This is a genomic window from Streptomyces sp. NPDC030840 (assembly GCF_055572015.1).
The window spans coordinates 666,832-680,211 of record NZ_JBVIEE010000001.1 but is presented as its reverse complement, the minus strand read 5'-3'; the positions used below and the strand labels follow the sequence as shown (position 1 = coordinate 680,211).

Below are 13,380 nucleotides of genomic sequence, written 5' to 3'. Positions count from 1 at the left end.
TGACCGCCGCGCTTTGGCTCCAGCTCTCCCGGTCGCGGCCCCGGCCGGTTGCCTCACCGCGTCCAGCGATCGGTGGATCAGGACATCGTCGCCCGGAAGCGGGCGCCCGCGTCCGTCTCCAGCCAAGCCAGGGCGAGGACCAGCCGGGCGGCGTCGTTCGGTCGGGACAGCTTCAGCCCGGTCGCCTCTTCCGCGGCCTGCAGGCGATTGCCCACCGTGTTCCGGTGACGGTAGGTGCGTGCGGCCACCTCGGCGACCGAGCCCAGGTCGAAGTACCAGCGCAGGGTCTCGACGATGCTGTCGCTGTCGCGCAGCTCGAGCAGTGGGCGCAGCACGCCGGTGGCCATCGCACCGGTGAGCTCCTCCTGCGCCGACATGATCGCCCCGATCCAGTGGCCCTCCACGTGCCGCACTCCGGGCTGCGCGGAGCTGCGGATCGCGGCGCGTGCGAACCGGATGCCCCGCGCCGTCAGCGCCAGGCCGGGGACTTCCGCGACGCCGCAGCGCCACGGGGCGAACGGCCGGAGCATGGCAAGCATGGCCTCTTCATCGCGCCGTCCGTGACCGATGATGCCGAGGAGTTCGTCGCCCATCCATCCGAAGTGACGTACCAGGCCACCCCGACGCAGCGCGTCGTCGACCTGGGACACAGCCGGGTCGCCGGTAGGAACGGATTCGACCACGACCACGGTCAGGGCGACGTTCTCGGAGAAGCCCAGCAACGTCGAGGCCTCGGCGACGGTGGAGGGGTCCTGCTCCCCTTCCAGGACCAGGCGGCTGAAGGCGCGGTTGCGCACCTCCGTACGACGGCTCGCCAGGTCGCGCTCGGTGCGGCGGTAGGCGTCGACGACCTCGACGCTGTTGGCGTCCGTCGCCTCCCAGACGCGGATCAACCCGTCGAGGAAGTCGGGATCGGCGCTGATGCCGCGTGCTCGCCCCTCTGCGAGCACGGCCTCCCACAGGGTCCTGAGGTCCAGCTGGAAGGAGTGCATCAGAGCGGTCAGGGGGAACGCCTGCTCCGCTCGCTCGCGTCCCACGTCCTCGGTGGCGCGCGAGACCTCCGGGGGCACGGGACCGCCGGCCAGCCGGGTCAGTGCGAGTTCGAGGGTTCGTCGCATCCCCTGCCGTTTCTGGACCGGGTCCCAGTCCGCCGACGCGTAGGCGGCCTCCTCGGCTTCCAGTTGTTCGAGAGCACGAGAGGTCAGTTCGTCGAGCCGTTCCTCGAGGAGCCGGCGCGCGATCGCCTGCACGGCGTCGTGGCGGGCCCCGCCCTGACGGCGTCCCGGGCCGCTCATGAGGACCGCCTCTCCCGACGACAGCCGTCACCGGACGGATCCGGGGCCGTCTCCGGGCGATGCCGCTGACATGCCGCTGGGGCTCCCTGACAGAAATTGTGCACAGGCACAAAATACGGGGTCGATGTCGCGGCCTCGCGTCCCTTGTTGCCCGTTTCTCCGCGGTGTTTCATCTGACGCATCACCTCGGGCTGGAGAGAGCTCGTGACATGACCACGCGTTTGGAGCAGCTATGTCGCTTCCGTTAGGCGCCTGATCCCCAGTCCGTCACCTTGAGCAGGCGCTGCTGAGGGCGCCGCGTTCCTCGGGTCGGTGTCAGCGGTTCGCCAGGCAGAGCGGAGTCGAGGTCACCCAGGCCCCCCAGAGACTACGCCGAGCTCAAGGCGAGGGTCGAGGACCATGAGGACACCGGTGGACCCCGCCGAGGCGCTGCGCGGGTTGCTCGCCGCCAACGTAACCCGGGATGCCATGACCGCCGCCGCGTGAGCTGATGACCGGTCTCGTGAGCGCTCCGCCCTTGACGGACGACCCGCCTCGGACCTGATCGCCGACCAGGTGTCGGAGAGCGTCCTGACCCGGGTCCCTCGCCGTCGGAGTGGGGCATCGAGAGAAGTGCCAAACGAGGTTCGCCCTGGACCTGTCGCTCGTCGACTCGGTCGAGGTCTGCGCAGTCCGTGAAGCGATCGAGACACAGCCGCGGCAGCCCGCCCGCCGCCCCCGGGACCGCAATGTGAGCGACCCGACGACGAGAGAGAGAACGCACCGATGACCTCAGCGACCACCACCGGCCAGGACGGAACGGCCATCTCCCGTCACACCGGCCCACTGCCGGGCCCGCTCCTCGATCACGTGCTGCGGCAGTCCTTCGGACTCGAGGGATACGTCCAGCACCCACTGGGCGGGGAGATCGACCAGAACGTCCGGATCACCGGCGACGACGGCATGCGCTACTTCGTACGGGTCACCCGCGCGGAGCCGGACTCGGCCGACGTTCTCTGGCAGAACTCGCTCTTCCAGCATCTGGCCGCCACCGTTCCCGACCTTCCGGTGCCACGGCTGGTCCCGACACGCGAGGGGAAGTTCCTCGCCGCCGTCGTCCATGAGGGCCGAACGCACGTGGTTCGCGTGATGAGCTGGCTCGAGGGCCGGGTCCTGGCGGATCTCGACGACCACCCCGCGGCGCTTCTGCGTCAGCTGGGAGAAGCCGCCGGGCGGTTGAGCCTCGGACTCTCCAGCGTGGAGCCACCGGTGGGCTTGGAACCGCACGACTGGGACATGCGCCGGGCCGCTGAGATCGTCGAGGCGTCGCTGCACGCTGTTCAGGACGCGGACCGGCGGGACTCGGTGCGCACGATCATGGGCTGGTACAACGATCTCCTGCCGGCCTGGGACCGACTGCCGCGGAGCGTCGTACACCAGGATCTCAATGACGCCAACGTCCTCGCCGACGCCGACGAGGACGGGGTGCTGCGGATCTCGGGCATCGTCGACCTGGGCGACTCGCTCCACAGTGTGCGCGCGGCGGAGGTGGCGATCGCGGCGGGCTACGCCATGGTCCGCAAGGCCGACCCGCTCGCCGCTGCGGCCGAAGTCGTGGCCGGCTTCCACTCGGTGCTCCCCCTCACGGCTGAGGAACTGGCGGCTGTCTATCCGTTGGCGGCCGCCCGGCTGTGCATGAACGCCGTGACGTGGACGCGCCGGGTCGCCGAGAGCGACACACCGTACGGGCGGACCCGCATGCGACACACCTGGCCGGCGATCGCGCAGGTGGCCGAAGTCTGCCCCGACGTCGCCGAGGCGACGTTCCGGGTCGCGTGCGGGCTCCCCCCGACGCGGGAGCAGCGGGGTCTGGAAGAGGTCCTGGCAGAGGCGGCCCGAGACGGTGCCCCGTACGCACCGGCCCCGCAGCTGCTCGACCTGCGACCCGCAAGTGATCTCTACGACGAAGTCGCCTGGCACGACGCGAGGGCGGTGCGCGCGAGCATCGATGACGTCCTCGACGGACGACGGCGACGGGGCTACGTGCCCCACCTCAGCGCATCGCTGCTCCTGGGGGGCCGGCGCCGCCCGGGAGCCGACGAGCCCGCGACGGTTCAGGTCGGCGGCTCGCTGATCGTGGCCGACGCCGAGGAGGTTGCCAGCCCGTTGTCCGGCGTCGTCGAAGCCCGCGGTGGCGCCGGTATGCCGTTGGTGCTGCGACACGCGGTCGAGGGGCTGGAGTTCTGGACGTGCTGGTGGGGACTCGACGACACGCCGCCCGTCGCGGCGACGGTCCCGGCCGGGGCGCTGTTGGGACGCGCCGCCGCGAGCGAGGAGAAGGACCCGCTCGGGCCCTGCGTCCAGGTGCAGGTCCACCGCACCGCGCGGATGGCCACGTGGCCGCCGCCTCGTGTCGTGCCGCCTTCTGCACGGGAGGTGTGGAGCCACCTGTCACCCGACCCCGCCCGGCTCCTCGGGTTCACCGAATCCCCCGCCGCGGTCCCCACCATCGACGACGTCGTCTCAGTGCGCCGTCGCCACATCGCTCGCTCCCAGCGCAACTACTACCGCACCCCGATGAACCTTGTGCGTGGGCGGGGCGTGTGGTTCCACGACGAGGACGGCCTGGCCTATCTGGACTCGCTGAACAACGTCACCCACGTCGGCCATGCCGAGCCACGCGTGACGGCCGCCGCCACCCGACAGATGCGCAAGCTCAACACCAACAGCCGTTTCGTCTACCCGCAGATCGCCAGTTACGTGCAGAAGCTGGTAGCCACCCTGCCCGACCCGCTCGAGGTCGTCTTCCTCGTGTGCACGGGCAGCGAGGCGAACGACCTGGCGCTGCGGATCGCCCGCCAGGTGACAGGCCGTCAGCACATCGTCAACATCGACGGCGCGTACCACGGAAACACCGGCGTGGTGACCGGGATCAGCCCGAACCGTTACAAGGGCCCCGGCGGCGCCGGTGCACCAGCGACCACCCACGAGGTCGTCATCCCGGACCGCTACCGCAGTACCTACGGGTACGACGACGCGGACGCCGGAGTCAAGTACGCGCGCGACGCCGCGGCTGTCATCGAGCGGATCACGGCCGACGGCCGACCCCCGGCCGCCTTCATCGCCGAGTCCCTGATGGGATCGGGTGGGAACATCGTGTTCCCCGACGGTTACCTCGACGGCGTGTTCACCGCTGCCAGGCGGGCGGGCGCCCTGTGCATCTCCGACGAGGTCCAGGTCGGCGTCGGACGACTCGGGCCCTGGTGGGGTTTCGAGCTCCAGGGGGTGGTCCCGGACATCGTCACGATGGGCAAGCCGCTCGGGAACGGGCATCCCCTCGCGGCGGTGGTCACGACTCGGGAGATCGCCGACGCGTTCGACACGGGCATGAAGTACTTCAACACCTTCGGCGGCAACCCGGTCTCCTGCGCGATCGGCGAGGCCGTGCTCGACATCGTCGAACAGGACGGGCTGAGGGAGAACGCCGTGAGCGTGGGCGGGTACTTCGCCCAGTCGCTGCGCGAGCTCCAGCAGCGCCAACCGCTCATCGGTGACGTGCGGGCGGAAGGGCTCTACCTCGGCGTCGAACTGGTCCGTAACCGCACCACCAAGACGCCGGCCACTGAGCAGGCCTTCATGGTCACCGAATTCATGAAGGAGCGAGGTGTCATCGTCTTCCCCAATGGCGTGCACGACAACGTACTGAAGATCAAACCGCCCATGACCTTCCGACGCGAGCACGTGGATCTCTACGTCGACGTGCTGGACGAGGTCCTCTCCCTGCCCGAGCTGCGCTCGGCCGTTCAGTCCTGAGACGGGCAACCGCCTGCTGGGGCAGTGAACGAGAGTGGCCCGCGAGAGCGAGAAGTGCCCCGCGGGCCGGCTTCTCCGGCCCGGACTTCAAGGTCTCGCCCGCCATGGGTGACATAGCCGCGGGCCTCGCCCCGGAGCGCCGCGCCTCCCAGTCGATCGACTTCATCACCACAAACGGCCGTTCCACGGCCTGAGTCAGAATGAGGAAACACATGACTCTGACCATCGGCGCGCTGAGGGCTGAGCCCGGCCGGAAGACCCGCGGGAGCCTGCCCGCCGACCTGGGCACCACGACGGTGGACGTTCCCCTGATCCTCGTCAACGGCTCCCGCCCGGGCCCCAGGGTCGTGATCACCGGCGGTGTCCACGGCGGCGAGTTCATCCCCGTCGACGCCACCACCCGCCTGGCCGGGCTGCTGGAACCGGACGAGATCGCCGGCCAGCTGGTGATCTGCCCCGTGGCCAACCCCCCGGCCGTCTACGGCGGACGGCTCAACATCTCCCCGCTGGACGGCGTCAACATCAACCGCGTCTTCCCCGGCGACAAGGACGGCGGCCCCACCGACCGCATGGCGGCCTGGCTGTTCGAGAACCTGATCGACGGCGCCGACGCCTACATCGACCTGCACAGCGGCGGCATCGACCAGCACCTGCTCGACTTCGTCGGCTACCGACTGACCGGCGACGACGAACTGGACGCGAAGAACAGGGGAATGGCCCACGCCGTCGGATACGAGCTGGTCATCTTCGGCACCAGCGCCGACGGCGGCAACAGCCACGCCGCGGCGAACCGGCAGGGCATCCCCGCGATCCTCGTCGAGACCGGCCAACTCGGCGACCGCGACCCCGCCACCGTGCGCAGGCTGCTCGACGCCCTGTACCGGATCCTGCACCACCTCGGTGCCATCGAGGCGTCGGAGCACATCAAGCAGCCGACCGTGCAACCACGCGACTGGATCTGGACGGGCGACGTCGAGTCTCCGGCCGCAGGCCTCTGGTACCCGGACGCGGTCACCGGCGACGAGGTCACCGAGGGGCAGACCATCGGCCGCATCATCGACCCGGCCGACGGCACCGAGCACAAGATCACCGCCATCGCCACCGGAAAGATCATCTACAACATGAACGGACTCTCCGTCCGCCCCGGCACGCATCTCGCCGCCATCGCCGCCCCGCACCACTGACGGGCCGCACGCCCGCACACTGATCCCATCCCGCTACCCCACCGAGATGGCCCCATTTCACTCCTTCCAGGAGAACCGTGCGTCTTCGGCGACGAGACCACTCCCGCACTTGCCGAAACAGCCGCAGAACTGTGCCGGCGGTGCGGCGCGCACTACCGGCTTCCGGATCAGGACTGACACGCGGTGTCCCGGGACGCCCGCAAGCAACGCCCTCGCCAGCGGCCCCGGCCACTGCCTGTGGACCGGCATCGTCGGGGATGTCGGCGACAGCTTCGGCGGCGGTGTCGCGGGCTTTGTTCACCTGCAGCCATTTCAGGTGGTGGTGGGGCAACGCGCGCTTCGTGAGGTAGGCCGATGCCGTTCAGACCTGGGTGTGCAGGGGGCCGGAGTTGTAGGTGATCGCGTCGGTGAATGCCTGGGGCAGGTCGAAGGGCTGGCCGGTGGTGTCGGCGTAGGCGCGGTGCAGGTTGAGGACGATGCGTTCCGCGTCGGGCAGGTCGGCGAATGGGCCGAGGTGGCAGGCGCGTGCCGCTTGCAGGGGTGTGAGGCCGTCGCGCAGGCCGGCCTGGGCGGTGGTGTGTACGAGTCGGTAGTACGCGCGGTGCTGGTCGAGGACCGCCGGCAGGGTGTGTGCGTCGATGACGGGGCCGTGGCCCGGTACCACGTGTTCGGGTGCGAAGGAGGCGATCCAGTCCAGGGAGCGGAGAGCACCGTCCAGGGAGCCCATGAACACCAGTGGGGTGACGCGGTGGAAGAGCAGGTCTCCGGCGAACAGCACGCGTTGTTCGGGGAGCCAGGCGATCAGGTCGCCGCTGGTGTGCGCGGGGTGGCCGGGGTGGTGGAGTTCGATGGGATGACTGTCGCTGTGCAGGGTGAGTGCTGTGCGGATGGTGAGGTCCGGGGCGCGCCGGGTGACCGCGCCCCAGTCGGGCACGGGCTGCCAGATCGGCGGGCAGCCGTCGATGACGGTGTCGGTCAGGATGCCTTCGCGGGTGGCTTCGTGCGCGATGACCACCGTCGTGCGGGGCAGCAGGCTGTTGCCGTGGGTGTGGTCGCCGTGCAGGTGGGTGTTGACCAGGTAGCGGATCGGTGTGCCCGGCGCCGCCCGGCCGACGGCGCCCAGCAGGTCCCGGGTGCGGTTCTCGGTGGCGCAGGTGTCGATGAGGACGATGTGGTCGTCGGTGGTGACGAACCCGGCGTTGTTGATCCACCAGGAGCCGTCCTGCTGGATCCAGGCGTACACGCCGGGAGCCACGGCGCGGGCGGTGCCTGCCGCGTCCGGTGCCGGGCTCTGGGCGGAGATCATCAGTGGCCTCCGTGGGGTGCGAGGGCGTGCGGGTGCGAGGTGGCCCGCAGATCGCCGACGGGACGCTCGGCACGCTCGGTCACGCGGCAGGTCTGCGTGCCCAGGTGCTCGACGCTGAGGGTGACGGTGTCCCCCGGGGCCAGGGAAGGGTGGGCGTCGAGCCCACGTCGTCCCCACAGTTCGGCCAGGCAGCCGCCGCCGCAGGTCCCGGAACCGAGGATGTCACCGGTGCGGACCTCGGTGCCCCGCGATGCGTAGGCGATCATCTGGGCGTAGCTGAAGGCCATGTTGCTCCACATGTCCTGGCCGACGACGGTGCCGTTGACGGCCGCCGTCATCCGCAGACCGTAGGCGTTGCCCGCTCGGTAGGGCTCCAGTTCGTCGGGGTGACGAACACCGGGCCGAGCGTGGTGGCGCTGTCCTTGCCCTTGGCGGGGCCGAGGCGGACCTGCATCTCCGTGAACTGCAGGTCGCGCGCGGACCAGTCGTTCATCAGCACGTATCCGGCGATGTGGGACTCGGCCTCGTCGACGCTCAGGTTCCGGCCGCCTCGCCCGATCACGGCGGCGACCTCCAGTTCGAAGTCGAAGCGCGTGCAGCCCGGCGGGATGCGCACGTCGTCCTGCGGGCCCTGGACGGCGTAGGGATTGGTGAAGTAGAAGGCCGGCGCCTCGTACCACTGCTCGGGCGGGCCTGTCTGCGGTCCGCCCAGTCTGGCCACGCCCTCGACGTGGCTCTCGAAGGTCATGAAGTCGCGCACGGTCGGCGGCTGGGGAATCGGCGCCCGCAGCCTGAGCGAGGCGTAGGGGTGCACGGCACGGGGATCGCGCAGCGCGTTGTCCGCGGCGTCGCGCAACCGCTGCGCGTCGTCGAGCAGGTCGATGAGACGGATACCGGGTGGCAGCGCGTGGACGAGGTCGTCGGCGTCGAGCACGCCGACGCGGTCGTCGCCGTCGTTTTCGGTGTAGGTGACGAAGCGCATGACTACTTTCCGGGCTGCTGGTGTTCCGGAGCCGCCTGGAGTTCCGGCGACATGCTGGCGATGAAGCCCCATGCTTCCAGCGGGGTGCCGGGCAGGGGGCGCCCGGCGCCGGCGAGCCGGGCGAGGACGGTTTCGGCCGAGGCGTCCGCCCGTGCGAGCAGGGCCGGAAGATCAGTGCCGGTGAGGTGGCCGTCGCGCTTGGCGAAGCGACCGGCGACCAGGACGTGGCGGACGTCGGCGGGGGTGCTCTGGAAGACGAGGGTGCCGGCCGGGTCGAGATGCGGGTGCTGGGACATGCCGGGCCCGCCGGTCACGATGATGTCGGCCTGCTTGCCGGGGGTGAGGCTGCCGATGCGGTGATCGAGTCCGATCGCCTCGGCCGCGTTGACGGTGGTCCAGGCCAGCGCCTCCTGCGCGGTGACGGTCACCGCGGTGGGGTCCCCGCCGGCGAGGTTGAGGTCCTCGGTGTCGGCCCAGCGTTGGAAGGCCAGGCCCATGCGGGTCTGGGTGAACAGGTCGCCGGTGTTGAGGGAGACGACGTCGCAGGACAGAGTCGGTTTGATGCCGTGTCGGCGGGCGGCTGCGAAGGCGGGGCGGCCCATGCCCATGTTGAGTTCGGTCTCCACCGAGATCGACAGCTTGGCGCCGTGGTCGGCCAGCAGACGCCACTCCTCGTCGGTGAGGGTGTTGCAGTGCACGTGGACCTGGTCCGGTCCGAGCAGGCCCGCCGCGGCGAAATCGCGCACGCCGCTCGGCAGTGACCACACGCAGCCGGTGTGTGTGACGATCAGCGCGTCGTGTTCGCGGGCGGCGGCGATCTCGGCGCGGGTGGTGTCGAACGGCCGCGTGCCGTACTCGGTGAGCGCCACGCCGAGGGTCAGCAGCGCGTCCCGGCTGGAAAAGTGTGCGTCGGCGACGCGCCGGAAGTCCGCCAGGCGCAAGGCGTGATCGGTGAAGTGCGGCGGCTGGAGCGGGTTCGACTCGAAGAAGCCGTAGCCGAACACCGCGCGGATCCCCGCGTCCCGCAGCCCGGTGATCGCGGCGTCGGCGTGCTCGGGCGTGTTGTTGCAGTGCGAGAAGTCCAGGATCGTGGTGACGCCGGAGTTCAGGGCGTCCAGGGCGCCGAGGTGATTGCCCAGGTGGACGTCTTCGGCGAGGTAGGCCGGCGAGACGCCGAGCCGGATGCCGAACAGGTAGTCCGCCAGGGTCCAGTCGGCGCACAGGGCGCGCAGCTGCGTCTGCCAGGTGTGCCGGTGTGTGTCGATCATGCCGGGCGCCACGATGTGCCCCGTGACGTCCACCGTCTCCGCCTCGTCGACGGAGAGGTCCGGTGCCACCGCGGCGATCACACCGTCCTCGATCAGCACGTCTCCGCGGGGCAGGTTCCCCAGACGCGGATCCATGGTGAGGACGGTGCCGCCGCGCAGCACAACGCGATGCCGAGCCATGATGATGACTCCTTCGTCATCCGAGTCACAGAGGCAGTGCCTCCCGTGGACTCACCTCACCAGAGGAGGAAGCCGGGGATCATCAGCCGAAATGGTTGTGAACCGGCCGTGACCGAGGGATTGACGGCTCGACGTCCTCTGACGTAAACGGAAGCACCGGCTGTACGGGCGGTAGCGAGCGGGAGGCACGAGGATGGACATCCGGGCGCTCCGCTACGCGGTGACACTGGCGGAGGAACTGCACTTCGGCAGGGCCGCGCAGCGGCACTACATCAGCCCCCAGCCCTTCGGCCGCCACATCCAGCGGCTGGAACGGGAACTGGGCACCCAGCTCTTCGAACGCACCAGCCGCCGGGTGACCCTCACCCCTGAGGGCGAGCGGCTGATCACCGAGGCCCGGACTCTGCTCGACACCGTGGACTCCCTCACCGAACACCACCACCGCCGCCGCGCCGCCGACGAAAAGCTCCTCACGCTGGGCGTCCTGGGATTCGGACTCGCCGAACGCTGGACGGACCTGACTGCGGCGGTGCACGGACACGATCCCGGGATCGCCTTCTCCTACGCCGAACTGGACCTGGCCGACCAGTACGAAGCGGTCCGCAGCCACCGGGTCGACGTGGGCATCGTCCAGTACGTCGGCCCCGTCGACGGGCTCGTCTTCGAGCACGCCCTGACCATGCCCCGGGTCGTGGTCGTCCCCGCGCGCTCCCCTCTCGCCGACGCCGACCGTCTGACCGAGGCCGACCTCAGTGACAGCCCGTGGCTGCCTACCGCCCTCGCCCATCCCGCGCTCGAAGCATGGTCCGGCCCCGCCTCCGACGGGTCCCACAGCCGCGGCGCCCTGCGCCACCCCGCCGCCATACCGGGAGCCGTGGCGACAACCGGCCGCATAGCCCTGCACGCCGAGGCCGCCGGCCGCTTCTACCCTCACCCGGACGTCCGGTTCGTCCCGCTCGACGGACCGCCCGTGGAGATCGCCGTCGCCACCCGCGCAACCGACGACCGCCACGCCATCGCCGCCGTCCGCCATGCCACGCGCCTTCTCGACAGGGTTCCGTGAGTCAGCCAGGGGAATCCGCGGTGGTGTTCCGCCGGCGCATCCCGGCGCGGGCTTTCGGCGCTGCCGCTCGCCTCGCTGACGCCACAGGCGAAGAACAGGCGGTCGCGCCTTCCCTGGTCTGCCTGCCGCCCGCTCAAAGAGTCCGGCGATGTCCACCGGCACATCGGCGGAGCCCCTTGAAGGTCGTCTGCAGCCCTGCGCGAGGTGAGTCGAACGATGTCGTCGAGGGCCCCGGTGGCCCGATGGCGATCGCTTGTGTCGGGGCTCCCATCGCCATGACCAGCGAGGCCGGTCTCGCGGTTCAGATCCCCCGAGCAAGCGTATTCGTCACTGTGCCCAGCGCCGGCTGTCGCGAAGCGTTGAGCGGCCCGTGGGGAAGTCGTGGTGCCGTGTGCGAACGACGACGTGTCGCTAGCTCCCGCAGCAGCCCTGGAGTGATCGACCTTCCGCTGTCCGTTCCTGATCCCTGTGTCCCATCAGCGTCCCAACTCGGGAGCTCACCAGCCGGACAAACAGTCCGCCACTTATGCACGAACCCATGGACTCATCCATCGGTGCGGGTCAGAAGGGTGTCAACCATCGCGCAGAGAACCGTCGTTGAAGTCGCGACCAGCGGATTCAGTCCGTTCACGCAAAGTCCTGAATCCACACGCCGGAAGAGACGTTTCCGCAGGTCAGCGATCCAGCGCACCTGTGGTGCGCGCCGGGGGCGTGGTAAATGCCCTGGCGTGCGCCGAGGTGCTTCTTGTGTGCCCTGATGTGGGCTGGTGGCGGTCCGGGACGCTGGTGGAGTTCGTTCCGGCCGATGCCTCTGTGATGCCGGTGAGCTCGCAGGTCAGCGTCGCACTGGGAGCCGTCCACGGGAACCGTGGAGTGTTGCTGCGAAGCACGTGCGTCAGAATTCCTGATTCGCCCTGGCCCTCCCGGAACGGCGTACCGCTTGTCCAAGGGAGGGAAGAGGGCCGTGGACGTGCTGCACGAACGCTGCGCCGGTCTGGATATCAGCAAGAAGGACGCCAAGGTATGCGTCCGCACTCCGAGTACGAAGCGCCGTGGCTTGTTCACCAACGAGACCACGACCTGGGGCTCGACGACGAACGCGGTGCTCGCCTTGCGGGACCACCTGCTCGCCGCCGAGGTCACGCTCGTCGTGATCGAGGCGACCTCGGACTCTGGAAGCCCTTCTACTACCTGCTGGCCGAAGACCTGAACGTGATCCTGGTCAACGCCCGGCAGGTCAAGAACCTGCCCGGCCGCAAGACGGACGTCTCCGACGCCCCTTTGCTGGCCCAGCTCGGCGCGCACAGCCTGGTCCGCCCCTCGTTCGTGCCACCGGCACCGGTGCGCGAACTGCGGGATCTGACCCGGGCCCGCACCCAGATGACCCGTGAGCGCGGGCAGATGTTGCAGCGGCTGGAGAAGCTGCTGGAGGACACCGGGATCAAGCTGGCCGCGGTCGCCTCCGACATCATGGGCGTCTCGGGCCGGGCCATGCTGGAGGCCCTCATCCGCGGCGAACGCGACCCGCAGGCACTCGCGGAGATGGCCAAACGCAAGCTCCGCAAGGTCCGGGTATGGGGGCATCGGTGCAGGAAGCACCGCTTCACCTGCTGCCCCCGGCGAGCCCGCCCTCAGGCCCTCGATGAGCAGGCCGAGCCCGAACTCGAAGGGGCGGGTGAAGTCCGTGCTGGTGAGCGTAGGCAGGGTGGCGCTGAGGTGAGGGTACGTGCCCGCCGTCACGGCGTCGCGTAGGACTCCCGGATCCGCCGGTACCCCGCTTCCCCGCTGGAGGACGGCCTGTTCCTCCAAGGTGGGGCCCACGGTGAAGTTGGCCACGGCGAAGAGCGCCGTCGCCGCATCGTCGTCGTGCGTCGCGCAGGGTGCCCATGAACACGTCGGCGAAGCCGGGGGTGTTGGACCCGGTTGAGTGCGAACCGGCGAAGACCCGCGCACCGTCGCGGTGGGTCACCGCGCTGACCCGGTCGGCGGACCTGCTGCGTGAGGGTCGTGGGCTCCTGCTCGACCTCGTCCGACCGCGCGGAGGTCCGCGACGCCGCGGCCACGTGAACCGGACGGGTCAACACCGTCACCGCCCGCACGGACCGGGTGGACGTCGACACGTTGCTCATCCGGCCCGACGGCTGTGTCGCCTGGGCCTTGCCTACCGGGCGGGACCTCGACGCCACCACGCTGGTGCGTGCGCTGGCACATGGTTCGGCCAACCGGCCTGAGCACCGCTTTAACAGTCGTCCAAGGTTCGCTCGGTACGAAGTAGGCGTCCAGACAAGCGATGCAACCCGTATGTAGGAG

The 13,380-nt window shown here is 69.8% G+C and carries 8 protein-coding genes and 3 pseudogenes; 5 read left to right on the top strand and 6 right to left on the bottom strand.

Translation table 11 applies throughout. The features are described 5' to 3' along the window. Window positions 1–77: 77 nt before the first annotated feature. Complete coding sequence (locus tag ACZ49J_RS02845; protein ID WP_467447459.1) at window positions 78–1,295, bottom strand: PucR family transcriptional regulator; 1,218 nt, start codon at window positions 1,293–1,295, stop codon at window positions 78–80. 765 nt (window positions 1,296–2,060) lie between these two features. Here ACZ49J_RS02845 and ACZ49J_RS02840 point away from each other — a divergent pair. Further along, window positions 2,061–5,087 (top strand): aminotransferase class III-fold pyridoxal phosphate-dependent enzyme, encoded by a 3,027-nt coding sequence (locus ACZ49J_RS02840; RefSeq protein ID WP_467447458.1) that lies wholly within the window; start codon window positions 2,061–2,063, stop codon window positions 5,085–5,087. Between the two features lie 212 nt (window positions 5,088–5,299). Beyond that, window positions 5,300–6,271 carry a succinylglutamate desuccinylase/aspartoacylase family protein gene (locus ACZ49J_RS02835; protein WP_467447456.1) on the top strand — a complete coding sequence of 324 codons (972 nt, stop codon included), beginning with the start codon at window positions 5,300–5,302 and terminating at the stop codon, window positions 6,269–6,271. A gap of 361 nt (window positions 6,272–6,632) precedes the next feature. Here ACZ49J_RS02835 and ACZ49J_RS02830 read toward each other — a convergent pair whose 3' ends face one another. The 4 genes from ACZ49J_RS02830 to ACZ49J_RS02815 are packed head-to-tail and all read right to left on the bottom strand — an operon-like array spanning window position 6,633 to window position 10,007. After that, the gene (locus ACZ49J_RS02830) at window positions 6,633–7,577 is read right to left on the bottom strand and encodes an MBL fold metallo-hydrolase (RefSeq protein ID WP_467447454.1); all 945 of its coding nucleotides are present in this window, start codon (window positions 7,575–7,577) and stop codon (window positions 6,633–6,635) included. Next, complete coding sequence (locus ACZ49J_RS02825) at window positions 7,577–7,915, bottom strand: fumarylacetoacetate hydrolase family protein (protein ID WP_467447453.1); 339 nt, start codon at window positions 7,913–7,915, stop codon at window positions 7,577–7,579. Before ACZ49J_RS02825 ends, ACZ49J_RS02830 begins: the two co-directional genes overlap by 1 nt. Continuing rightward, window positions 7,912–8,559 (bottom strand): fumarylacetoacetate hydrolase family protein, encoded by a 648-nt coding sequence (locus ACZ49J_RS02820; protein WP_467447452.1) that lies wholly within the window; start codon window positions 8,557–8,559, stop codon window positions 7,912–7,914. Before ACZ49J_RS02820 ends, ACZ49J_RS02825 begins: the two co-directional genes overlap by 4 nt. A gap of 2 nt (window positions 8,560–8,561) precedes the next feature. Continuing rightward, window positions 8,562–10,007 carry an amidohydrolase family protein gene (locus ACZ49J_RS02815; protein ID WP_467447450.1) on the bottom strand — a complete coding sequence of 482 codons (1,446 nt, stop codon included), beginning with the start codon at window positions 10,005–10,007 and terminating at the stop codon, window positions 8,562–8,564. A 193-nt stretch (window positions 10,008–10,200) separates the two neighbouring features. Between ACZ49J_RS02815 and ACZ49J_RS02810 the strand changes: the two genes are divergently transcribed. Then, entirely contained in the window at window positions 10,201–11,070 is an 870-nt protein-coding gene (locus tag ACZ49J_RS02810; protein WP_467447449.1) for a LysR family transcriptional regulator, read from the top strand. A gap of 964 nt (window positions 11,071–12,034) precedes the next feature. Continuing rightward, a pseudogene (locus ACZ49J_RS02805) lies at window positions 12,035–12,633 on the top strand (IS110 family transposase); the annotation flags it as partial. 123 nt (window positions 12,634–12,756) lie between these two features. Here ACZ49J_RS02805 and ACZ49J_RS02800 read toward each other — a convergent pair. Next, window positions 12,757–12,891, bottom strand: a pseudogene (locus ACZ49J_RS02800) (TetR family transcriptional regulator); the annotation flags it as partial. A 261-nt stretch (window positions 12,892–13,152) separates the two neighbouring features. Here ACZ49J_RS02800 and ACZ49J_RS02795 point away from each other — a divergent pair. Next, window positions 13,153–13,377: pseudogene (locus tag ACZ49J_RS02795) on the top strand (aromatic-ring hydroxylase C-terminal domain-containing protein); the annotation flags it as partial. Window positions 13,378–13,380: the final 3 nt, after the last annotated feature.